Origin of the sequence: Methylophaga sp. UBA2513 (assembly GCF_002341285.1) — a bacterium.
GTDB classification, from domain to species: Bacteria; Pseudomonadota; Gammaproteobacteria; order Nitrosococcales; family Methylophagaceae; genus Methylophaga; species Methylophaga marina.
This window is the reverse complement of sequence record NZ_DDNT01000006.1, coordinates 207,859-229,964: the sequence shown is the minus strand read 5'-3', so window position 1 is coordinate 229,964 and position 22,106 is coordinate 207,859. Positions and strand designations below refer to the sequence as shown.

Genomic DNA, 22,106 nt, shown 5'->3' with positions numbered 1-22,106 from the left:
CCTTTTACAAAAGTAAGGGACAAAAAAAAGCCCCGTTGCCGGGGCTTTTTCGTATTCTCTGTATGAGAAAGGTGTTTAGCGGTTACAAATGTACATTGTTACTTCGAAACCGAAACGCATGTCTGAATATTCTGGTTTAGTCCACATAGTAAATACCTCTTCATTCACTCAGCCACTATTGGTTGAGTTCCATGGTGATAAGTTTACGCAGACAAATGAAAAATCCGCAGAGAGATTTACTCGTTAGCACTCAGGATTTTTCTGAATAACAGCTCTGTGCAAAATAAGTGCTCAAGCATCCACTAAACCACAGCGAATCGCTAATCTGGCAAGCTCAGCCGAGTTAGATACATTCAATTTTTGTTTAATATTCGTATGATGTGTTCCTACGGTTTTAGGGCTTAAGTTTAAGATGTCCGCAATGTCATTTACGGTTTTCCCCTCGGCCAGTAGTCGAAACACTTCAAACTCCCGCTGGCTTAAGACATCCACCGGATTTTCTGACCCGGTTAACTTCTGCATGGCAAGCTGCTGAGCAATTTCAGGGGCGATACAGGTTTTTCCTTGAGCAACCATGTCTACAGCTCTCAACATCTCTTCGGGTGCGCTGCGTTTAGGTATAAATCCTAAAGCACCTGCTTGCATGGCTCTGGTAGTAAACACGCTATCTTCATGCACGCTAAGCACAAGTATTTTTGCAGAAGATTCTCTTGCAATAATTCTTTCAATAGCCCCCACACCACCAATGCCTGGCATAGAAATATCCATGACCACCACATCCGGATGATACTTGCTAAAATCTTGAACGGCTTGTTCCCCACTTCCTGCTTCAGCGATAACAGTAAATTTATCACCATCTTCTAAAAGACGGCGGAAACCCGCTCTGACCAATTCGTGATCATCAACCAACAATATTGTTTTTTTATCCAGACTCATAATAATCTGTCCGTTCTAAGAGGAATAATCACGCTAATCTTGACGCCATGACCTGGCTCACTGATAAGTTGAAACTCACCACCAAGACTCTGCGCACGTTCACGCATACCTAACAATCCAAAATCGACATCAGAATGCAAGTCTTTGACGACCATACCCTTGCCATCATCTCTAATCTCAATAATAAGATTCTCTAATTCGCTATCACTGCTTTTCTGTGTTTTTACCAGTACATGAATCTGAGTGGCGTCTGCATGTCTGACTGCATTAGTTATAGCTTCCTGTACAACGCGAAATACCGTCATATTCATCATTTCATTCAAATTATCCAGACGCCCAGAGACTTGAATATCAAATTGAATGCCAGGTTCTCGCTCTTGCCAGCTGGTGATGGCCTGCTGCAACGTCGGCACCAACCCTAAGTCATCAAGAGGACTTGGCCGCAAACGCGTTATCATATTATGCACCACATCATAAATATGACTCGCTGTATCAATAATGGCTTGAGCACTGTTAAATACACGTGGCTCAGTCTGCTCAGTACGGTTTCTGATTAATACGGCATCGGTCTTAATCGCCGTCAGACACTGCCCTAACTCATCATGAAGTTCTCTGGCCAAGTGGCGTCGCTCCGCTTCCTGAACTTCATCCATATGCTGTGTCAGTAAACGCGTTTCTCTGAGTTGCGTTCTGGCGGCTTCGGCTTGTTTTAGTTCGGTAATATCACGCAACGTACAAATAAGACCAATCACCTGCTGTTCTTTATCAAACAAAGGCACCGTTGACATCAGTAGTGATACTTTCTCACCATCCGGTCTCAACAGTGTTGTTTCCATATTTTCAGTGGTTTCACAGTTTTCTAGAATGGTAGCTATTTGCTGATGTGACTGTTCGAAGCCCAGGTTGGCAAGTGCCTCACCTTTCAGTACTGGGGTTTGCTTTGCGAATAAACGTTCAGCTGTGGAGTTACAAAAGGTGATATTACCTGCGTGATCTAAAGACAAAATAGCATCACCAGACTGTCTTACCAGCATCGCTAAGCGTTGATTTTCAGCCATACTTAATTCAAGCGCTTGTCCCATCCGGTTGAATGTCTGACTGATCTGATTCATCTCTCCCAAGCTAAAATCAGGTAAACGTAGATGCAGATCACCTTTTTCAAACGCCGATAGTACCTGTAATAATCTCTGCAATGGTCGTAGAAACCAGTCTACCCCCCAATAGAGAAAAATACTGACAAACACAAAAACGACTAAGCCTAGAGCCAGGATACCTCGAATATCCATCCAACGGTCACTGATTTCCTGCATTGGCGCTGCATAAATGACCATATGCCCAGTGCCAAAACGTTTCGACAATGGTGTAATTTCAGGAAACAGTACTTTCACAAACCACTCTGGTGGTTCAACTTTAAGCGTTTCATCAGGCTCACCTTCAAATAACAAGCCCTGTGTGTCGAACATCAGAATATGTAAACTTCTGATTTGGCTTAACGCTTTGACCATTTCATGAATTTGTTCGTTAATACCATGTTCGCGATTGAGAGGCTTATCTGCCAAAGTCAAGGTGATCAATCGTGCTGCAGCATTCATTGTATCTTCGACTTCAACTTGCACTGATTGGCGTGCATTGGATATCAATACACCTGTACTTGCCAGTAATGAAAGCAATAATAATGCGGTAAAAAATAGATTAACTTTTAATTTAAGACTCATCGTAACTCAGTTTCAGTTACGCCTTTGGCGCCAAGGTTATCCACCCAACGAATCATGATCTTGTCACCCACGGCTCCGCCAGCTAACTGAAAAGAAAAATACGGGTTACGTGCAGTAGCGGTTCCACATTTTAAAGCCATGACTTCATTTCCATTTCGCCAACAGCGAATATCTTGAATAAACTCCGCGGGAATCAGTTCACCGTTTTCATCTTTAGCTCTTCCCGTATGCATTGGGTGAGCAAGCAATAAACGAACAGTGGTATCACCATCTTTCAACTTCGCACGAATTCGATCTCTAGCAGTAATGGCCATTAAGCACAGCCTCCAATATCCACTGAAATATCACGTGAGGTTTTATATAACTTACCATCCGCTCTGATAACGGCGATTATTTTTGAATCTTCAGCGACTTTAATCATGCTCTTGAATGGCAGTTTCACATCGGCCGTCAATTCAATACTCATAGCCAGTGGATTAGGATTTTTATCAACTAAAATAGCTATGCGTTCAATATCTTCCAGCGAAGAATGCACTTCAAAAGGTACCGAAGCACCATTCACAGCATAACTTGGAGGCGAGCCGACTTTAAAGCTGACTTTCTCTGCAGGAATATCTTGGGCCTGACCTAGCAATGCTAATAACGCATCCTCAACCGTGTCTGCCGTAAAAGCATCTGCAGGCCAATGTGCTAAAACACGCTTGGGAGCTAATAAACCTGAACTCGCCACCAATGCCAATGTCGAGGCTGAGATAGCACTCTTTAAAAAATCTCGTCGGCTTTTGTCTGAATTCTCCATCACGTTTAATTTTCCATTTCGCTCATGGCATTCTCAACTTCTCTCAACCTTGAAGCAATTTTTGATAGTTGATACTCATTTCGGCCTGCTGCCTCTGCAGCTAGATGCAGCTGGTCTGCAGCCGCTTTGAGTAAACCAGACTCATAATAGTACTCTGCAAGCCAGGCATGTGACTCACTTTTTTGCCCCATGTCCCCTTTCGCTTGCGCCATCAGTCTGTATATCTGGCGCCCGCCCTCACCTAGCTCTATTTGTGTTTGTAATAACTTCGCCGCTTCTGCAGGTCTAGCCGTTCTTAACAGAGCATGGACCTGATTCAAAGTCAGCGCACGATCATCAGGGTACAATCGCTGATTATCTTCGTAAATATCGAGTGCTGCTTTTACTCTGCCCACAGATAATTCGATATCCGCTAAAGCGAGTTGATAGGCTAAGCGATCAGGTTCTTTGTCTATTAATGGCATCAAACGCTGGCGAGCCGCTGTGTATTGTGCATTTTTGATCAAAGCCAGCACATAACCGTAATTCACAGGATCTTTATTGACTAGATCATCTCTGGTCAATTGATGTTGATAATACTCAATCAATTCCCCACTATCTTGAGCCGTCATCACTCGCAGCTTTTCTTTAATCAGGTAAAACTGCTCATGATCAGACAACCTCGGCTTTACACTTAATTGAGAAGCTCGCCCTCTGGCATCGGCTATACGCGAAGTCGTGACGGGGTGAGTTCGTAAAAACTCAGGAACCGCATCGCCCCCATAAAACCGACTGGCTTGCTGTAACTTCTCGAAAAAGCTTGGCATCGCTTCAGGATTGAAGCCAGATCGAACCAATGTCTGCATACCTATATTGTCCGCTTCCGCTTCATTCGCTCTGGTATAGTCAATCTGGCTCTGAATACTTCCGGCCTGAACTGCCATGATAGCGGCCGAACCGGCTTTGGGATCAGCAGCCCCCAACAGCGCGGCAGCAATCATGGCAGCTGTGCGGGGTATGGTCATACGTTTCGAATTTTCAAAACTTCTTAAGATGTGACGCTGGGTGATGTGGGCAATCTCATGCGACATGACAGAAGCCAGCTCATCTTCATTGGCGGCTGTAAGAATCAATCCGGAGTTAACCCCCACATAGCCACCTGGAGTGGCAAAGGCATTGACCGTACCATCGGGCACGACAAAAAAGGTGTAGTTCAAATTAGGTTCGTTACTATTCGAGGCCAAGCGGTAACCTAAAGACTGGATGTAGCTATTCACTTCAGGATCTTCGACCAAGTCCGTGCTTTGTTGTAAGCGCCAGAAAAAAGCCTGACCAATCTCCAGTTCTTCTCGGGGAGAGATTAATTCACCTGCGCTATCACCCATCTCTGGTAAGGCAATATCCAGCGCCCAGCTTGTGCTTAGATGGCTAAAAAAAAGTAAACTTACGATGTAATATAGTGTTCTCATAAGCCAAATAGACTCATCATGTGGGCACACGGTTCCAGCAAGACAGTGAATACAAATCCGTTTATCATTGCGTCATTTTTAAGAATAGATTGGACAACTAGTATGTCAGAATTTCACAAAGAAATTGATACATCCGGCCTTAATTGCCCTCTTCCAGTATTAAAAGCCCGAAAAGCATTGGCGGACATGACATCCGGCCAGAAACTGTTATTAATTGCTACCGATAAAGGCGCCAATAAAGATATTCCAGCATTTTGTAAAATGACGGGTAATCAGTTGATAGACACATCTGAAATCGATGATAAATATCATTTTGTACTTGAGAAGGCTTAATTCCAGCTCATGCGATCACGCCACCAGATATCTACCCACATCAATATCGCGCATTTGCTCTAAGATGATCCATCAAAGTACCGGCAAAGATAGCGTAGAACTACATCTACATCTACATCTACATCTACATAAAATTCAGAAAAAACAATAACTAACCTTCTTTTTTCTTCAACCTCGAAAGATGGCACCTTATCTGCTTGTTTTTAAAATGATTTTTCATTTTTAAAAATACGGAGCAGTTATTAATGAACAGAGTCAGTCCTTTCAAACATACTGGTTTCATTGCCAGTTCTATTTTTGCCACGCTACTAGGTAGCCCTGCATTTGCTGAAATAAGCTGCGAGTCAGAATCAACTGAAGCGAAACATCACTATATTCCGGCTAACAATAAAACCGTTCATTGGGGCTACTTTAGTAAAAATAAAACGCCACAGGCAGTTGTTCACTCAGGCGATTTTGTCACACTGGAAACCCTGACACATCATGCTAATGATGATGCAGAAAGAATGGTAAAGGGTGACCCTGGCGCTGAGAGCGTTTTCAAATGGGAAAAAAATGATAAAGGTGTGGACAGGCGAGGTGCTGGCCCAATGGATGCATCAATCTATGGTCGTGGTGCTGGTGAAGGGTTTGGTGTCCATGTATTAACTGGCCCCGTCTATGTCTGTGGTGCAGAACCTGGTGATGTTCTTGAAGTACGCATTCTGGATATGTACCCACGTCCTTCTGGTAATCCTAAATATGCTGGCAAAACATATGGTGTTAATGCTGCAGCATGGTGGGGATATCACTACAACGATATGATCGAAGACCCCAAACCGCGTGAAGTCATCACTATTTTTGAGCTTGATGCAACAGGCGAGAAAGACTGGGCAAAAGCCGTCTATAACTATCAATGGGTTCCACAGACTGATCCCAATGGTGTTGTCCATGAAAAAATTGACTACCCCGGTGTTCCCGTTGATCACAGCAAAATCACCAAAAATACAAAAGTACTTGAGAATATTCGTGTCCCAGTCAGATTGCATTTTGGAACAATGGGTGTAGCTCCGGTCGAAACAGATTATGTCGACTCTATTCCACCCGGTTACTTTGGTGGCAACATTGATGACTGGCGTATTGGTAAAGGTGGCACCATGTACTACCCAGTTGCTGTTGAAGGTGCTTTACTCAGTGCAGGCGATCCTCATGCTGCACAAGGTGACTCTGAACTTGCTGGTACTGCCATTGAAACCTCAATGACAGGCGTCGTTCAAGTAATCCTCCATAAACAAAATGAGCTGCAAGAGACGGTTTTGGCTGGTCTGGATTATCCTCTTCTGGAAACAGACACCGAATGGGTTGTTCACGGCTTTAGTTATCCTAACTATCTTGAAGCTCTTGGAGAAAAAGCGCAGAGTGAAATTTACTCAAAATCGTCTATTGATAACGCCATGCGTGATGCTTTTAGAAAAATGCGTCACTTTTTGATGACAGCTAAAGGGCTCAGTGAAGATGAAGCCATTTCACTGATGTCGGTATCTGCTGACTTCGGTATAACGCAAGTTGTTGACGGTAACTGGGGAGTCCATGGCGTTATTGAAAAACGCGTATTTGCTGGCGATACTGACTAAACTGATTGGCTTTATATTTTTCTTAGTCATATAAGCAAAAAAGGGCTATCCACGGGTAGCCTTTTTTAATGAATAATTTAACCAGAGTAAGCAGCAGAAATTTTAAGTTTTATATTGTGACATCAATTCTTTAATTGAAACAGCCAGTCCCTGAAGTTGATGACTAGCTTTAGCTGTCTCTTCTGAATGAGCAGCACTTTTACGTGCGTTGTCCTTGATACTGATGACATTTCGGCTGACCTCTTCAGAAACAGCACTCTGTTGTTCAGCCGCACTTGCTATATCTGTATTAAGAGCATGAATCTTATCTGCAGCAGAAAGAACACCTTCTATGGCCGCAATAGCCGTCGCACTTGACTGAACATTGTGATTAGCATGCTCAATCTGGATCAACATACTTTGAGAGACTTTATCCACATCCTCGTGCAAACGCTGAATCAGTTTTTCAATCTAACCGGTAGAGCTTTGTGTTTTACCTGCCAGCGTTCTTACTTCATCGGCTACGACTGAAAAACCACGACCTGATTCGCCTGCTCTGGCGGCTTCAATAGCCGCATTCAGCGACAATAAGTTTGTCTGCTCACCGATATTGTGAATCACATCTGATACCTGACCGATGTCTGAGCTGGCTTTTTTCAAGGACAACAGGGTCTGTTCTGAGGCTTTTATTTCTTCAGCCTGAGTTTGAAGCGCGTCAGCCATTTCTTTCAAAAACTGTGCAGCTTCTGACGCTTGTTGTTGAACCTGATTAGAGGCCTGCTCGCCCGACATGGTACTTTCAGCCACGCTCTGTGCCGTAGCACTCATCTGATTAACAGCGGTGGCTGCCTGTTCCGTTTCCTCAGCTTGTTCCTTGTTTATCCGCTCCGAGCTCTGAGCAATTTGATGTAATGATTCTGCAGAATTCACCAGCTCTTTAGATTTATCCTCAACAGCGACAATCGTTTTTCTCACCCTCTCAAGCAACTTATCAAAGCCATTAGCCATATGACCAAACTCGTCTTCACTTGTGGAGTTGAATCTTTGGGTCAGATCTCCTTCACCTTCAGTGATTGACATTAGTGTGTTGGTTGTTTGAGCCAGTCGACTGACGACGACACGCTGTAACAGATAATAAACCAAGCCGACGACTGAAAACCCCAATACGGATGAAACCACGAAATATATCAGTGCTTTTTGCCACAGTAATGTGGAAATATCTTCTTCCGAATAGGCCACCACTAACTCATACCCCCAGGGTGCGAATGGTTTATCATAAAGTTGCCAAGTTTCTCCCGGCTCTGTTATCGCATCAGCAATAACAGACTCAACCTGATGAGCCGAGTGTTGTCGAATTTGCTCTTTAGCATCTATCAAAGCGATAAAACCTTGCTCGAGCAACTGACCAGAGGCAATAACTGCATTCACTTCTTCCATGTTGACCTTGTAGCCTACATAGGCAATGCCGACGACTTCATCGAATGCATTTTTCAGTGGTTCATAGCCGGTGAAATAAGGTTCCCCTAGAATATCCACAACACCATAAAAGGGCTTACCCTCTCGGATTTGTGTGATAGCCAGTCCGTTAGGGTCTAGAACAGTACCAACAGCACGTTTACCTTCTTTCTGGACATTGGTGCTTACTCTGACAAAATCATCATTATGTTTACTGAAAATAGTGGCCGTACCGCCATTCAGCTGAGCTACTCTATCAACCAAGCCATAGTTCAAAGCCTGGGGGGAATCGCCAAAACGAATATCATTCACCACCATGTCATTTATTGCCACTGTGCCAGCCTGAGAAACATCTCCTTTACGGCTAATCATATCCAACATGGAGCGCATGCTACTGCTCACCTGATCCAACATCAGATTATTAATGACATTGAGCATCTTCGCTGTGGAATCGGAAAGCTGTTCTGCTTGTTTCGAGAGACGAGTATGAAGAGATTGATTCTCAGAATACGTTAATGCGGCAACGGTAATGATTGCCAGCACTAAAATGGATGAAGCCCGCGCGATAAGAAATTTCTTTTGAATCGACATATTGCTCTCTCTCAGCATGACGATGGCTTGTGCCATTCTATACTGAGTTAGTGATAAAGAGCGTATCGCCAAAGTTTGATTAAACTTTAGATGCCACTGATCACTATATTTATCAATCTATGCTGATAGAGGGACTGATCTCTTGCTGTGTCTTGCAGAAAAACAGAGAGTGCATTCATCACCTGTAAAAAGGGAAAATGAATACCAGTTAGTATGGATAAAAGAGTAAGCCGATAGGTTGAAAGCGAACCACAGATAAATGGTCACTGGCTAATACGCATTTTGAGTGTCCCAAAATTGTCCCAAATGAGTATTTTGAGGATACGACGCTGAAACCAGAGCAATGTAACTCATTGAAAAAATGAAGATTAAATGGCGTCCCCGGCAGGAGTCGAACCTGCGGCCTTCCCCTTAGGAGGGGGACGCTCTATCCATCTGAGCTACGGGGACACTCGCCGGGCATTATAACAGTGATATGCGATAAGCTCGAAAACTGAATATTATTTGCTAATTAATCACCATCAAAATAGCAACTTAAGGATAAAGCTACGAACAAAAAAGCCGTCACAGTGTGACGGCTTTAATTTTTAAATGCTGTGAATGAGCTAAACAGCTAGCTTGGCTCTTCGACGCAAGCCCATAAACCCTAGTAGTGCAGGTGCAAACATAAAAGCGGCGGCAGGGATTGGAACTTCAGACACGCTATTATAAGACATGTCCATGTAACGAACACCATATGGGTCATTATTGTCTCTAAAAGTAAGTCCGGCAAAAGCACCCAAGCCGGAAATAGAGTATTTGTTATACCCTTCCAGCATGCTGATTAATACTGTGTTGATTAAACTGCCATTATTTGAAAACAAATCTACAGTAACGTTGTATCCTGCATTAGAGCTTCCCATCACCCAAGAAAAACTATCGGCATTAAAGTCAAACAAAATCGACAATGGGCCTTGGTTGTTAGAGGGTGAAAGAAGTGAATTGGCAGAATTATAAGAGGCTACACTTATTGTTCCACTTGGTGCTAGTGACAATGAACCTGTAGGGGAACCTGAAATGCCTGACCCAGATGCAGTCTGACCTGTAAAAGTTTGTGAAAAACTTGCCCCATCAGCATCAATTAGGCTTGCAGAGGTAGTCCCACTCAAATCAATGTCGACGGGAGCGGCAAAGATAGGTAAAGAAAAAAATGAGAATATTATTGTAGCGATCATCTTATTCATCGGTGAACTCCTTAAAGGTATGCAACCCAGCCCTGATACCTGTCCTTATAAGCACAGCTGTGGTTTTCCGTCCAAGGCTCACGCCAAGTTTGGCAAAATAAAAGAGAGTGATTTAATCACCTACTTATTTTCACACTAAATTTCTATTAAGAGCTATTGTACTTTGGTACTAATAATAAATTTTGATATTGATTATCAGAGCCAATAATGGATTCCCCGTCCTATCTTTCTCATTGTGGACAGATAAATATTCAATGCTCTATCCAGCTGAGCTACGGGGACACTCGTCGGGCATTATAACAGTGATATGCGATAAGCTCGAAAACTGAATATTATTTGCTAATTAATCACCATCAAATAGCAACTTAAGGATAAAGCTACGAACAAAAAAGCCGCCAGATTATGACGGCTTTAAACATTTTGAAATGCTCTTAATTAGATAGCTGATTTTGCTTTACGACGTAAGCCCATGAAACCTAGCAGTGCAGGTGCAAAAAGCAATAGAGCGAGTGGCAATGGCACGGGAGACACCTCGAAAGAAGTAAAACGATATTCACCCAGAATGTTAGTGTTGATGGATGATCCTCTATCATCCCAGGTTATGTACGCTAAATCTTCTGCTCCAACCCAACTTACGCCATTAGCCAGCCAGGTTTGCGTATTGATGACGATATCACCTGTGTCGAAAAGGTCTGATAAAGAAAAAGAGGCAGAGTCAGAGCTCCAATTAAAAACCGAAAACTCCCCGAAAGATAATAAACCGTCGTTGTTTAAATCTTCTCCCACAAAATGACCGGTAAACGTAAATTCCCCGCCATCATAAACGGGCCATCCGGCAACGAAATTAGCCTTAACCACCGTCGCGGCCCATGTCACTTGGGATACAGTCAATAAAGCCAGGCTGAATAGCATCCACACTATTTTTTTCATAAAAATCTCCATGTCATGCAGCCCAGCCCTGATACCAATAATGTACAGCTGTCGGTTTTCCGTCCCTGACTCACATCAGGTTTGGCGTTAATGTATTGAATAAAAATTCGATAAATGAAGTTAGCTTCTGGTCACTCAAAACAGATGTATATTCATAAAAATCTGTTATTTACAGATTACTGGACTGGAATTAATAAAGATATCGTCCAAAAGTATGATTTTGTTCAAAGGGATTACTGAGCGTAGTAAGCCAGTCAAAGTTAGTGCTATCTTGACTGTTGCTACTATGTGGGCACTGTTACGCGTGCTCTAGGAGTGAATTAGATAAACAGAAACGCTATTAAAATCGAATCCATCAAAGCATCGCAGATAGCGTCCTCAGACTCATCCAAAAAGTAGATGAAGATACAAGTTTATTAAGCAATGGGCTCATTGGCTCGGCATATCAATATTTGAGACTTTGCACATAACACAGAACTATCTCAGCAGCGCTACTCATACGGTATCAATAGCTGCTGAAATAACCTGCTCAAGCGCGCCGAATTTGCTTCACCTCTATCTGTATCTTTTTCTACCATGAAGCATCTAGCATTTTTTCAATGTCACCCCATTATTTTGACTCATTCGCAAATTTTCCCTTTTTACTTATTTGATTCCTTAGAAAGGTGATGCAGCTCATATTTATCGAGTAACGAATTCATCTTTTCTTCATCACCGCCGACATATGATGTTTGCAACAACATTGCGAACAACACACAAGAGATATCATCATGTTTGGTAAGTCAAAACAATTAGCAGATCAAAACGCAGCATTGGAAAAACAGTTACAGCCATTGCTAGAAATGTTCACAGCTATGCAATCTTCATTGGCATTCATTGAATTTACTCCTGAGGGAGTAATAACCAAAGTGAACGATAATTTCTCACGCGTGACAGGTTATTCCTCAGCAGAGTTGATAGGACAGCACCATCAACTTCTATGTGATAAATCCGAAGTTGAATCTTCCAGATATAGAGACTTTTGGAAACATCTCAACAATGGTGAATCTTTTTCTGGAGAAGTATTACGCAAGCATAAAAATGGTCATGATATTTGGCTGGAAGCGAATTATTTCCCAATAAAAGACAGTGAGGATCGCGTCGTTAAAATTTTTAAGATAGCGAATGATGTCACCGCGCGTGTAGAGCATGCTCGTAGTAATGATAGTTTGCTGTCCGCAATCGATCGGTCAATGGCTATCATTGAGTTTGACATGAAAGGTCGCATCACCCATGCGAATCAGAATTTTCTTAATCTTATGGGATATACACTTGATGAAGTGAAAGGACAACACCATAAGATTTTTTGCGAATCAGACTATGTCAAAAGCGCCGAATACACGAAATTCTGGGAAAGCTTAAATGAGGGTCGTTTTGTTGCTGATAACTTTAAACGGATAACCAAATACCAATCAGAGGTGTGGCTTGAAGCGACCTACAACTCCATCTTTGACAGTAATGGCAAGCCGTACCGTGTCATAAAGTTTGCAACTGACATTACGGAAAAAGTTCGGCGTTCTGAGCAAGAAAAAGCTGCAGCTAACACGGCTTATACGGTTTCGCAGGAAACAGAGAAACTGTCATCCACAGGTGAAGAAATTATTTTCAAAACCATAGATAAGCTTGAGCAACTGAAACAACAGTTCAGTCACTCCTCAACAGAATTGGAGCAATTAGGTGTTGAAACAGCTCAAATATCATTTATCGTCAAAACGATCAGTGATATCACTGAACAAACAAATTTACTTGCTCTGAATGCCGCCATTGAAGCAGCCAGAGCTGGTGACAGTGGACGTGGATTTGCTGTTGTTGCAGATGAAGTTCGTTCACTGGCTACAAGAACATCTCAGTCGACAGCTGAAATCGCAACAATGATTAATAAAATTCAATCCAAGAGTGATTCAGTGATTAAAAGCATGTCAGGTAATATGTCCGGCGTAGAGTCTGGTGTAGAGCTAGCTAACAATGCTGGGAATACGATAAGTCAGATTAGAAGTGGCGCTCAGAGAGTGGTTGAAGTGGTAGAAAACTTCTCAAATCTTCGCTAATTACAGCTCCATGCTCAGAGCCACATTCATTAATGTGGCTCTCTATTTCGCTGATACGATTTCAGGCTTTTACCACGGCATGATACTTAAGCCGATAATCATAAACACCAAACTGGCTACCCACCTTGCCACTTTGAGAGGGATAATCTTCAACATCGCTTCGCCAGCATAAACGACGGGTATATTTGCCAGTAGCATCCCGATGGTGGTTCCCAGCGTTACCATGACAATATCTTGATAATTTGCCGCTAAAGCAATGGTTGCCACCTGTGTTTTGTCACCAATCTCAGCAATAAAAAATAAACCAGTCGTAACAAGAAAAGCGCCATATTTCTGATATTTGATGGCATCATCATCTTCTTTGTCTGGAATCAGTAACCAACCAGCCATCACAATAAAACTTAAGCCTAGTATCCACTGCCCTGTAGGACCAAGAATATACTGTCCCAGCCATGTGCCAAGCCAGGCTGATGCAGCATGGTTCAATAATGTAGCTACTAGAATACCAGCAACGATCGCTGATTTATGACTAAATCGTGCTGCTAACATTAAGGATAAAAGCTGGGTTTTATCGCCTATTTCAGCAAGTGAAACAGTCAAAGTAGAGGTAAGAAAAGCATCCATGATATAACTCCGGCGGGATAACAATACCAAGACAAACAACGACCTCCCGCCTGAGCGATCATTATTTGTCTTAGGTCTTGTCAATACCAGCAAGCTGGTACGAAACTGCCATGAACCTTGAGGGTTCAATTATGTTGACAGCTTCAAACACCGGTAGGTGAGTAGACTACTCCCCCAAGACGATTGCCATATTCTATCTTTTATAGAATGATTTAACTAGGTTTCTTACCGATTCATTAAGTAAAATAAACGCATCCGTTTGATTATTGGTGTGAAATTCCCGCGGCTGACAGCTCGACACAATCCTTTACCTCTCTATGATTAAAATTTCTGATCAAAGCTACCTTGTGAAAGGAGCAATCAAAACACAAGCCGACGAGCTATTAACAGAAATCGATCGCATCATCAGCTCATCTCCGTTAAGACAAATGCAGACAAAACGAGGTCACTATGTCGGCGCCAAAATGACCAACTGTGGTGAATGGGGCTGGGTAAGTGATAAGAAAGGTTATCGATACAGCCGTCTTGATCCATTAACCAATCAAGCTTGGCCAGCAATGCCGACGATGTTTAAAGCTCTGGCAATGGAGCTGGCTTCATCCGTTGGGTTTGATCATTTTCAACCAGATGTGTGTCTGATTAACCAATACATACCCAAAGTCGGAATGGGCTTACATCAAGACAAGGATGAACACGACTTGTCACAACCTATCGTTTCATTATCACTGGGCGTGCCTGCAATTTTCCAGTTTGGTGGTTTTAAACGCAGTGACCAAGTGAACTATCATCTACTCGAACATGGCGATGTGGTTATCTGGGGTGGCGTTGACCGCTTACGATTTCATGGTATACAACCCCTGAAACTTGGTCATCATCCACAAACTGGACAAACGCGATATAACCTGACGTTTCGTGATACAGGTAACATTATCGACTAGACTAACAATAGGCTTATACGCATAATGGGCTAGGCTATGTATCAAACTGACGTTTTCAATGAGCCATAGCTATCCAACTGTCAGCTTACAGGTTCCGTGAGCTATTTTTTTAGTGGCTTTACTGCAGGATGCACTATAAAAAAGCAAAGACAATCAGGTCCGTTACCTTGATTCAGCAAGATAAATCCATCATTCAAAGTTCATATGCAAACGCAAGGAGGCAAAGCATTCTGAAAAAATCAAAGCAGATATTGATCATTGATGATCAATCAACCGGTCGTACCATTCTAGAGCGCGTTATTCAGCAGGTGGCAGAAAATATCGATATCACGTCATTGAGTAGCCCAGAAGAGGGGCTGCGCTGGCTTAACGAGCATGAACCAGATCTGATTATTACTGATTACCGCATGCCAAACATGAATGGTGTGGAGTTTATCAAAAAGGTTCGTGCTTTAGCTCACTGCCAGACCGTTCCCATTGTCATGATTACAGTCGTGAGTGAGAAGTCGGTGCGTTATGAGGCGCTTGAAGCCGGTACAACCGCATTTCTCACCAGACCCATTGACCAAATCGAGTGTCGAACAACCTGCCGTAACCTGTTACAAATGCAAGAACAGCATCTGATCATTCAGGATCGTGCTGATTGGTTGGCCAGACAGGTAGAAATCGCTACGAAGAAAGTCGTCGACCGTGAAAAAGAAACATTATTAAGATTAGCCCGTGCCGGTGAATACCGCGATGAAGGAACAGGCAACCATGTCATTCGTATGGCAAAGTACGCACGTGAAATTGCGGCAGCATTGAATGTGTTTACACAACAAGAGTGTGAGGAATTAGAATACACGGCTCCGATGCATGATATTGGCAAAATTGGGATTCCAGACGGTATCTTACTCAAAGCAGGGCCACTGAATGAGTTTGAATGGGAGATCATGCAAACTCACACAACTATTGGTCATGCCATCCTTTCTGACAGTCAATCCCGGTATATGCAAACAGGTGCCGTTATCGCCTTGAATCACCATGAACGTTTTGATGGAAAAGGCTACCCAAATGGTCTGAAAGGACAGGATATCCCCCTCATTGCACGCGTGGTAGCCGTAGCTGATGTATTCGATGCATTAGTTTCTGCCCGGCCGTATAAGGCTCCATGGAGTACTGAAGAGGCTATTGATTACATACAAAACCAAGCTGGCAGTCATTTTGACCCCGACTGCGTTGATGCATTTATCAAAAGCCTTGATAAGATAAAAACGATTCAGGCTGAATATGCAGATGACCCCTATGAACGAATCACCTAAGGCAACACTGCAAAATAAAACGTTCTTTTCAGCCACCCTAGAACGCTTGCGCATACTATTGAGCAAAACAGGTGATAGTGAGCCTGAACAAGCTATTAAAGTTCGCTTAACAATCGGCTTGGGTATCCTTTTTTATTTTGCCTTGCCATGGAGTGATGGTGAGCGCCTTCAAGACACCTTACTGTCTCATCCAACACTGGTAACGCTTGCCTATTATGCTGGTGCCATGGCCATTGCCATAGCACTCATACGTAACCCACGCCCCTCTCCTATCAGACGCTTTGCCGGCATCTTGTTGGATTTAGGCTCATTGTCGATACTCATGTTCTATTCAGGGGATGAGAGTGTATTTCTTTTTATTCTCTATTTGTGGGTGATTCTCGGAAATGGGTTTCGCTACGGCACACAATATCTTTATCTCTCGTTATCCGTCGGTCTGATTGGTTTTAGCGTTGCCGTTGTTTATGGCCCTTATTGGCAACTACCTCAACATCAACTTATCGGTTACAGCTTATTACTCTTACTGATCGTTATCCCCTTATACTCTGCATTTTTAATCAACAAACTGCACGTTGCTATCAAAACAGCAAAGTTGGCGAATGAGGCAAAAAGCCGTTTTTTGGCAAATATGTCTCATGAACTCCGTACACCACTAAATGGTGTTATCGGCATTGCTGATCTACTTGGAGAAACCAAACTCAGTCCACAGCAATATGAGTTCGTCAACATCATGAGAAACTCAGCACAAACTTTGTCTGGTCTGATTGAAAATGTGCTGGATATTTCAAAAATTGAAGCGGGTAAGATTCATATCGCCAGAGAGAGCTTTGATTTACATTCGCTGATAAACAATGTCATTGAACTGCAGGCTATTATGGGGGAGTCAAAAGCGCTTCGAGTGAGTTATCACATAGATTCACGTATCGACTATCACCTAATTGGCGATCCTCAGCATTTGCAACAAGTCCTGATTAATCTGTTGGGTAATGCCATTAAATTTACTGATTCCGGTTCTGTAAAATTACTGTTAGAACAAAAAACCACTGATACAATAAGCAAAAAAACAAGAATTCGTTTTGAAGTTCGTGACACAGGCATAGGCATCGCAGAAGAGTATCTCGATAAGATCTTTGAAAACTTCACTCAGGCCAATATGTCGAACACCTCGAAGTATCAGGGCACAGGGCTTGGAACAACCATATCAAAACAACTCGTAGAACTCATGGGAGGAGAGATAGGTGTAAGAAGTGAATTAGGCAGAGGAACAACATTCTGGTTTGAATTGCCTTTTGACACCCACTCTGAATATGACTTGGAATTAAACCAACATAAAGTACTCATTCTGGCCACGGAGGCCACGACATCATCGTTACGTCAAAGCCTTGACACATGGAAACTTGATTATCACTTCGTCCAATCATCTGCACAAGCAATGTCAGTCTTGATGAACGCAGCCGAGCAAGAAACCCCTTATTCAACATTAATCATTGATAATGAATGCCTGGCCGGAATCAGTCCTGTCCAATATGCAAAATTGTTAGGCCAGGAGGAACGCCTTCAACACCTGTCTCTTGTGCTCATCAATCATCAAGCCAATGTATTACAAGATGATGACTTGAATCAGTTTTATCGCTCTGCGGTCAGTGATATCAATGATAAACGCACCTTATTTAACGCTATCCACTCTGCTGAGTCAGTCGTTTATAACGCTGATAAAGTCGTCAAGCTTAATGATTTTTATCAGGCTGAAGCCAGTGGCCAGACAAAACTGACCATTTTGATAGCGGAAGATAATAATGTTAATCAGCGTGTATTAGCCGGTCTGCTTGGACAGTTAGGACATAAACTCATTATTGCCAACACAGGCGAAGAGGCGATGAGTATGATTAGTGCTCGCTTTGATGACATAGACTTAATGGTGTTGGATATGAACATGCCTGGCTACTCTGGCATTGAAATCATTAAAGCAGCGCAATTTATCGATACATCAAGAAAAATACCGTCAATGATTCTCACTGCAGATGCCACTCCAGAAACTCGACAAAACTGTATTGATGCTGGGGCCGATGTTTTTCTGACTAAACCCATCGATTCAAAAATGCTGCTGTCCGAGGTAGCTAAAATTGAGAAATACTCTTCAGATAGTGCATCAACCAATTTACAACAATCAGTTTCTCAGGCCGAGACTAACGAGGACCCAATACTTGATCGCCACCTCATCCATGAACTAGAACAGTTAGGGGGCGGAGAAGACTTCATCAAAAGTCTGGTCAGTGGCTTTGAATATGATGGTCGTAAACATGTTGACATCATCAACAATGCCGTTTTTGATGACTATTATCAATTTCGTGAAAGCCTCCACGCATTAAAAGGTTCTTCAACAGAAATCGGTGCTATCAAATTAGCTGAATTAGCTCGTCAGGCAGAACAACTCAAACCAGAGCACGTCAACAGTCCTGAAATCAAGCAAGTCGCGCGCGATATCAAACAGGCATTTGATGAGGCATTAACGGCACTCAAACAAACCCTATCAGATCATCATTATGAGACTAAGCATTAACTGAGGCGCCAAGATCCACTTTACTTGTTTGACGCTGCACCAGACGCTGCATCATTCGTAAATCGCGAGGCTCTAATTTCAACGCGGCGTCTACCCAGATTTTAGTGATCGTCAATAATTCGTCATAGCTCACCGCATTACAGGCATCCTTAACTTGCCTCATGGCTCGGCGACTATTGACATTTTTGTTGGCTTTATCAATATAGCGATAGACCTCCAACTCACCTTGACCTTTTTCAGCAAGAATATCGACAACGCCTATCTCATAAAGCTCTTCAGCAGAATAGAGTTTTCCTTCCAGAATCATCTTTTCTGCTTTTGACGCGCCAATTTTTCTGGATAACAATGAAAAAGCGCCCATACCTGGAAACAAATTAAACAACACTTCTGGAAGGCCAAGTTTCGCGCCCTTTTCAGCAATTAACACGTTGCTTGATAAAGCAGATTCAAACCCGCCACCTAATGCATCACCTTTCACTAAAGCAATGGTCGTCAAATCACTATCAAGATGTGACATATTGGCATGCAGAACATTGATGCAACTGACAGCATATTCCAATAAACCATCAGCATCTTGTCGCTCGATAAGCTGTGAAAATAGACCTAGGTCTCCACCTAAATTGAAGATACCCTCCACATCAGATGCTAAGACAAGGTAGTCATATTTTTGTCCTTGAGTCAGTCGCATGTCTTGTTTCACACTTGAAAAATAACTCGCAATCTCACTTAACAATGTTGGAGTGAAACAGGGTCTCGGTTCACCATGCATACGAAACCAGCCTGTACGGTATTTTCTGTCGTAGTGGGTTGATAGTTGTGAAAATTGCTTTTGCTCGTGTTGTAAACGAGCGGCATCATCCATTTTTGCCAGGGCATTCATAAATCATCTCCTATACAGACTTAATCATCAAAAAAGTAAACTAACCTTGATATCTAAGTCTTTGCAGGAAATATGCCCAAATACGGAAAAACAAGAAAAACTTTTATTTGTTTTAAATCAACAGGATGAGTGAATTCAGTCTCTATCAGCAATCAAAATATGATGTCAATTATCTGACTCTGTTGACTCGATTAAACCACTGAAAATCGCTTTTTACTCTGCGTTGGCTGCTCTATTCTCTGAATACTGCAGGATTTGATCTATAGGCGCCGGTTTACCTAGGTGATATCCCTGTCCATAGTTCACACCTATCGCTTTGAGTTTTTGCCATATCTCTTCACTCTCGACAAACTCAGCGATGGTCTCCAACCCCATGACATGCCCAATATCGTTAATCGATTTAACCATTTCATAATCAAGTGGATCGACGTGCATATCTTTCACGAACATGCCATCAATTTTGATACTTTGAACAGGCAAGTTTTTGAGATAGGCAAATGAAGACAGACCACTACCAAAATCATCCAGAGAAAACTGACAACCCAGAGCTAACACACTATTGATGAAATGATGTGCTTGCTTCAGATTAGCAATCGCTGCTGTTTCGGTGATTTCAAACTTGATCACTTCCTGATTAAAGGAAGCTGCAGATAATTTTGTTCTGATATAAGCCAGCATGCCTTCATCCCCTATACTTGCTCCAGAGAGGTTGATAGCTAAATAGTTTAAATGAGGTAAAGAATGATAGTGCTGCTCCAGCCATTCAAAGACATGGCTGACAACCCATTTATCAATCCTGTCTGATAAATTGTAGCGCTCTGCAGAGGATAAAAATGCGCCTGGTGGAAATAACTGCCCTGCTTTGCTTCTAAGTCTGACTAAAACTTCATACATTGCCAGATGTTCAGTCTCTGTACTGACAATAGGCTGTGCGTATAGCTCAAAGCGGTCTTCAATCAGCGCCTCTTTAATTTCATTAACCCATTTAAATTCACCTTTCTGAGCTGTCAATTGCTGATCTTGTTCCTGGTAGACATAAACTCGATTTCGACCAGAATTTTTGGCGGCATAACAAGCGCTGTCGGCTTGTTTAAGTGCCTCAGTTCGATTTCTGGTGGCAGAAGTAATGGTTGTCACCCCAATACTGACACCCACTGTAAAGACCTGCGTCTCCCAGATAAATTGGAACTGGGAAACTAACTCTTTTATCTCGTTAGCAATAAACTCCGCTTTTTCCAGCTCACAGTCTTCGACTAATATGGCAAACTCATCTCCTCCTAGTCGGGCCAGTGTGTCGCTCTTGCGTGTCGAACCTCCAAGCAAACTACCTAACTGTCTAAGCAACTCATCACCAGCAATATGGCCGCAGGTATCGTTGATTACCTTAAACTGATCTAAATCGAGGAAGCATAAGGCATGCTCAGTCCCTATTCGCTGTGCATCATTCACCAACATAGATAAGCGTCGCTCGAACTCAGTACGGTTAATTAATCCCGTCAAATCATCATGCGTTGCCTGAAATGAGAGTTTCTTAGCGAGTTTTCTCGACTCGGTAATATCTTCATAGATAGCCACATAGTGATTAATATTTTTTTGATCATCATATACCGCAGCAAGATAAAGCTTGACCCAATAGTGACTGCCATCCTTACGGCAATTCTCAATTTCACCAGACCATTGTCCTTCAGAAGCTGTCTGATGCCATATTTCATCAAAAAATGCCGATGGCATCTTATTAGATTTGTAGGTTTCCAGCCTTTGGCCGTGCATTTCCACAGCGGTGTAGCCAGAGAGTTTTTCACAACGTTTATTGACGTACTCAATTGTTCCATTTGCATCCGTTATCAGAATAGGATTGGGACTGGACTCCACTGCACGTGATAATTTGAGCATGTGTTCCTGACTGGCTTTTAGCTTGTCGTTACTCAAGCTTAGCTCTTTTGTTCGCTCTTTTATCAGCTCTTCACGCTGCAACATTTCATTATTCAGCTTTGTCAGCAGATATTGATTACTCTCTTGTAACTTCAAACTCTTAATCAGGTTTTGGTTCGCTCGTCTGGCCATTGAGAACATTAATAAATAATAAGCAATAAAGCCCACGGTGAGTATGTAAGCTAATTTATCCACATTTACCGTCTGAATTTGATACAAAGACATACTTGTTAATAACACTAACTGTGGAATGGTATAAGCCAGAAACGTCGGAAACCATGCACTTAATACAGGTACCGCCGCAGCAACAACGGTACTGATCAATATATAGAAAAGCGTGTTGATTTGAATATCATCAATCACGATGTAGAAAATGCTCGCAAGCCCCCAAACAGTGCCTACACAACCAGTCAAAAAGGTATAAAGCGTCATCCAGCCCTTAGCGCTCAGACCAAAAAGAGCATTGTGTTTTTTATAAAGGAATAAAACGGCTAAACGAGAGATTGATAATAAACAGATGGCTGAACTCCATCCGACCAACAGAAGCGATTGTGATTGCAGGTAATCAAATAGAACTGTCACGATTAATATCGAAACACCGATGACCGTCAGGTTTGAAAACAAGGCCTCCTCAAATAAGCGATCCGCTTGTTTTCTTAATATCTCTTGATCATCCATGTTCATCTTAATCTGTCTATAAGTTCACAATTGGATGAGAATATCACCTATGTATGTCAGTTTTCCAATAATAAGCAACAACCT

19 protein-coding genes, 1 tRNA gene and 2 riboswitches are annotated in these 22,106 nt (G+C 42.5%); of the genes, 6 read left to right on the top strand and 14 right to left on the bottom strand.

Translation table 11 applies throughout. From position 1 onward, the window contains the following. Window positions 1–75: 75 nt before the first annotated feature. The 6 genes from pqqA to B3V56_RS02910 form a co-directional block, all read right to left on the bottom strand. Window positions 76–147, bottom strand: a complete 72-nt coding sequence (gene pqqA, locus B3V56_RS02935) for a pyrroloquinoline quinone precursor peptide PqqA (RefSeq protein WP_081443609.1) — start codon at window positions 145–147, stop codon at window positions 76–78. Between the two features lie 144 nt (window positions 148–291). Then, window positions 292–936: a response regulator gene (locus B3V56_RS02930; RefSeq protein ID WP_286303794.1), complete on the bottom strand. Its 645-nt coding sequence runs from the start codon at window positions 934–936 to the stop codon at window positions 292–294. Then, entirely contained in the window at window positions 933–2,651 is a 1,719-nt protein-coding gene (locus tag B3V56_RS02925) for a PAS domain-containing protein (RefSeq protein ID WP_289283953.1), read from the bottom strand. Before B3V56_RS02925 ends, B3V56_RS02930 begins: the two co-directional genes overlap by 4 nt. Continuing rightward, complete coding sequence (gene soxZ / locus B3V56_RS02920; RefSeq protein ID WP_286303792.1) at window positions 2,648–2,965, bottom strand: thiosulfate oxidation carrier complex protein SoxZ; 318 nt, start codon at window positions 2,963–2,965, stop codon at window positions 2,648–2,650. Before soxZ ends, B3V56_RS02925 begins: the two co-directional genes overlap by 4 nt. Then, window positions 2,965–3,450, bottom strand: coding sequence for a thiosulfate oxidation carrier protein SoxY (locus B3V56_RS02915; RefSeq protein WP_289244538.1), 486 nt, complete (start codon window positions 3,448–3,450; stop codon window positions 2,965–2,967). The genes soxZ and B3V56_RS02915 overlap by 1 nt, the downstream gene beginning before the upstream one ends. A 5-nt stretch (window positions 3,451–3,455) precedes the next feature. Beyond that, entirely contained in the window at window positions 3,456–4,898 is a 1,443-nt protein-coding gene (locus tag B3V56_RS02910; RefSeq protein ID WP_289283952.1) for a M48 family metalloprotease, read from the bottom strand. A 102-nt stretch (window positions 4,899–5,000) separates the two neighbouring features. On the opposite strand from B3V56_RS02910, the gene B3V56_RS02905 reads away from it, so the two are divergent. Further along, window positions 5,001–5,231 (top strand): sulfurtransferase TusA family protein, encoded by a 231-nt coding sequence (locus tag B3V56_RS02905; protein ID WP_289283809.1) that lies wholly within the window; start codon window positions 5,001–5,003, stop codon window positions 5,229–5,231. A gap of 245 nt (window positions 5,232–5,476) precedes the next feature. Then, the gene (locus tag B3V56_RS02900; protein WP_289283951.1) at window positions 5,477–6,844 is read left to right on the top strand and encodes an acetamidase/formamidase family protein; all 1,368 of its coding nucleotides are present in this window, start codon (window positions 5,477–5,479) and stop codon (window positions 6,842–6,844) included. A 102-nt stretch (window positions 6,845–6,946) separates the two neighbouring features. On the opposite strand, the gene B3V56_RS02895 is transcribed toward B3V56_RS02900, so the two are convergent. The 5 genes from B3V56_RS02895 to B3V56_RS02875 form a co-directional block, all read right to left on the bottom strand. Then, entirely contained in the window at window positions 6,947–7,261 is a 315-nt protein-coding gene (locus B3V56_RS02895; RefSeq protein ID WP_289283950.1) for a hypothetical protein, read from the bottom strand. Between the two features lie 33 nt (window positions 7,262–7,294). Next, window positions 7,295–8,905, bottom strand: coding sequence for a methyl-accepting chemotaxis protein (locus B3V56_RS02890; protein ID WP_289283949.1), 1,611 nt, complete (start codon window positions 8,903–8,905; stop codon window positions 7,295–7,297). A 337-nt stretch (window positions 8,906–9,242) separates the two neighbouring features. After that, window positions 9,243–9,319 (bottom strand) — tRNA-Arg (locus B3V56_RS02885). 155 nt (window positions 9,320–9,474) lie between these two features. Continuing rightward, on the bottom strand, window positions 9,475–10,092 hold the full coding sequence (locus B3V56_RS02880; protein WP_289282609.1) for a hypothetical protein: 618 nt from the start codon (window positions 10,090–10,092) through the stop codon (window positions 9,475–9,477). Between the two features lie 17 nt (window positions 10,093–10,109). Continuing rightward, window positions 10,110–10,196: riboswitch (cyclic di-GMP riboswitch) on the bottom strand. Between the two features lie 331 nt (window positions 10,197–10,527). Next, window positions 10,528–11,022 carry a hypothetical protein gene (locus B3V56_RS02875; protein WP_289283948.1) on the bottom strand — a complete coding sequence of 165 codons (495 nt, stop codon included), beginning with the start codon at window positions 11,020–11,022 and terminating at the stop codon, window positions 10,528–10,530. Window positions 11,023–11,035: 13 nt separating this feature from the next. Beyond that, a riboswitch (cyclic di-GMP riboswitch) is annotated at window positions 11,036–11,118 on the bottom strand. Between the two features lie 674 nt (window positions 11,119–11,792). On the opposite strand from B3V56_RS02875, the gene B3V56_RS02870 reads away from it, so the two are divergent. Further along, window positions 11,793–13,109 (top strand): methyl-accepting chemotaxis protein, encoded by a 1,317-nt coding sequence (locus B3V56_RS02870; RefSeq protein WP_289282610.1) that lies wholly within the window; start codon window positions 11,793–11,795, stop codon window positions 13,107–13,109. Between the two features lie 69 nt (window positions 13,110–13,178). Here the strand turns inward: B3V56_RS02870 and B3V56_RS02865 are convergent, their stop codons facing one another. Then, window positions 13,179–13,733, bottom strand: a complete 555-nt coding sequence (locus tag B3V56_RS02865) for a TMEM165/GDT1 family protein (RefSeq protein WP_289244418.1) — start codon at window positions 13,731–13,733, stop codon at window positions 13,179–13,181. Between the two features lie 317 nt (window positions 13,734–14,050). Between B3V56_RS02865 and alkB the strand changes: the two genes are divergently transcribed. The 3 genes from alkB to B3V56_RS02850 all read left to right on the top strand — a co-directional run bounded on the left by alkB (window position 14,051) and on the right by B3V56_RS02850 (window position 18,532). Beyond that, on the top strand, window positions 14,051–14,671 hold the full coding sequence (gene alkB / locus B3V56_RS02860; protein WP_289244419.1) for a DNA oxidative demethylase AlkB: 621 nt from the start codon (window positions 14,051–14,053) through the stop codon (window positions 14,669–14,671). A gap of 251 nt (window positions 14,672–14,922) precedes the next feature. Beyond that, window positions 14,923–15,972, top strand: coding sequence for an HD domain-containing phosphohydrolase (locus tag B3V56_RS02855; protein ID WP_286303765.1), 1,050 nt, complete (start codon window positions 14,923–14,925; stop codon window positions 15,970–15,972). After that, entirely contained in the window at window positions 15,956–18,532 is a 2,577-nt protein-coding gene (locus tag B3V56_RS02850) for an ATP-binding protein (protein ID WP_289282611.1), read from the top strand. The genes B3V56_RS02855 and B3V56_RS02850 overlap by 17 nt, the downstream gene beginning before the upstream one ends. Here B3V56_RS02850 and B3V56_RS02845 read toward each other — a convergent pair. Then, window positions 18,522–19,412 carry a crotonase/enoyl-CoA hydratase family protein gene (locus B3V56_RS02845; protein WP_289282612.1) on the bottom strand — a complete coding sequence of 297 codons (891 nt, stop codon included), beginning with the start codon at window positions 19,410–19,412 and terminating at the stop codon, window positions 18,522–18,524. The genes B3V56_RS02850 and B3V56_RS02845 overlap by 11 nt on opposite strands. Before the next feature lie 213 nt (window positions 19,413–19,625). Continuing rightward, a complete protein-coding gene (locus tag B3V56_RS02840) occupies window positions 19,626–22,022 on the bottom strand; it encodes an EAL domain-containing protein (RefSeq protein WP_289283947.1) in 2,397 nt (798 codons plus the stop codon). Window positions 22,023–22,106 lie beyond the last annotated feature (84 nt).

Excerpts from the sequence above, each read along its gene's own strand:
- B3V56_RS02930 (WP_286303794.1), bottom strand. The coding sequence starts at position 936 with ATGAGTCTGGATAAAAAAACAATATTGTTGGTTGATGATCACGAATTG.
- B3V56_RS02925 (WP_289283953.1), bottom strand. The coding sequence starts at position 2,651 with ATGAGTCTTAAATTAAAAGTTAATCTATTTTTTACCGCATTATTATTG.
- soxZ (WP_286303792.1), bottom strand. The coding sequence starts at position 2,965 with ATGGCCATTACTGCTAGAGATCGAATTCGTGCGAAGTTGAAAGATGGT.
- B3V56_RS02915 (WP_289244538.1), bottom strand. The coding sequence starts at position 3,450 with ATGGAGAATTCAGACAAAAGCCGACGAGATTTTTTAAAGAGTGCTATC.
- B3V56_RS02910 (WP_289283952.1), bottom strand. The coding sequence starts at position 4,898 with ATGAGAACACTATATTACATCGTAAGTTTACTTTTTTTTAGCCATCTA.
- B3V56_RS02905 (WP_289283809.1), top strand. The coding sequence starts at position 5,001 with ATGTCAGAATTTCACAAAGAAATTGATACATCCGGCCTTAATTGCCCT.
- B3V56_RS02900 (WP_289283951.1), top strand. The coding sequence starts at position 5,477 with ATGAACAGAGTCAGTCCTTTCAAACATACTGGTTTCATTGCCAGTTCT.
- B3V56_RS02890 (WP_289283949.1), bottom strand. The coding sequence starts at position 8,905 with ATGGCACAAGCCATCGTCATGCTGAGAGAGAGCAATATGTCGATTCAA.
- B3V56_RS02880 (WP_289282609.1), bottom strand. The coding sequence starts at position 10,092 with ATGAATAAGATGATCGCTACAATAATATTCTCATTTTTTTCTTTACCT.
- B3V56_RS02875 (WP_289283948.1), bottom strand. The coding sequence starts at position 11,022 with ATGAAAAAAATAGTGTGGATGCTATTCAGCCTGGCTTTATTGACTGTA.
- B3V56_RS02870 (WP_289282610.1), top strand. The coding sequence starts at position 11,793 with ATGTTTGGTAAGTCAAAACAATTAGCAGATCAAAACGCAGCATTGGAA.
- B3V56_RS02865 (WP_289244418.1), bottom strand. The coding sequence starts at position 13,733 with ATGGATGCTTTTCTTACCTCTACTTTGACTGTTTCACTTGCTGAAATA.
- alkB (WP_289244419.1), top strand. The coding sequence starts at position 14,051 with ATGATTAAAATTTCTGATCAAAGCTACCTTGTGAAAGGAGCAATCAAA.
- B3V56_RS02850 (WP_289282611.1), top strand. The coding sequence starts at position 15,956 with ATGAACGAATCACCTAAGGCAACACTGCAAAATAAAACGTTCTTTTCA.
- B3V56_RS02845 (WP_289282612.1), bottom strand. The coding sequence starts at position 19,412 with ATGAATGCCCTGGCAAAAATGGATGATGCCGCTCGTTTACAACACGAG.
- B3V56_RS02840 (WP_289283947.1), bottom strand. The coding sequence starts at position 22,022 with ATGGATGATCAAGAGATATTAAGAAAACAAGCGGATCGCTTATTTGAG.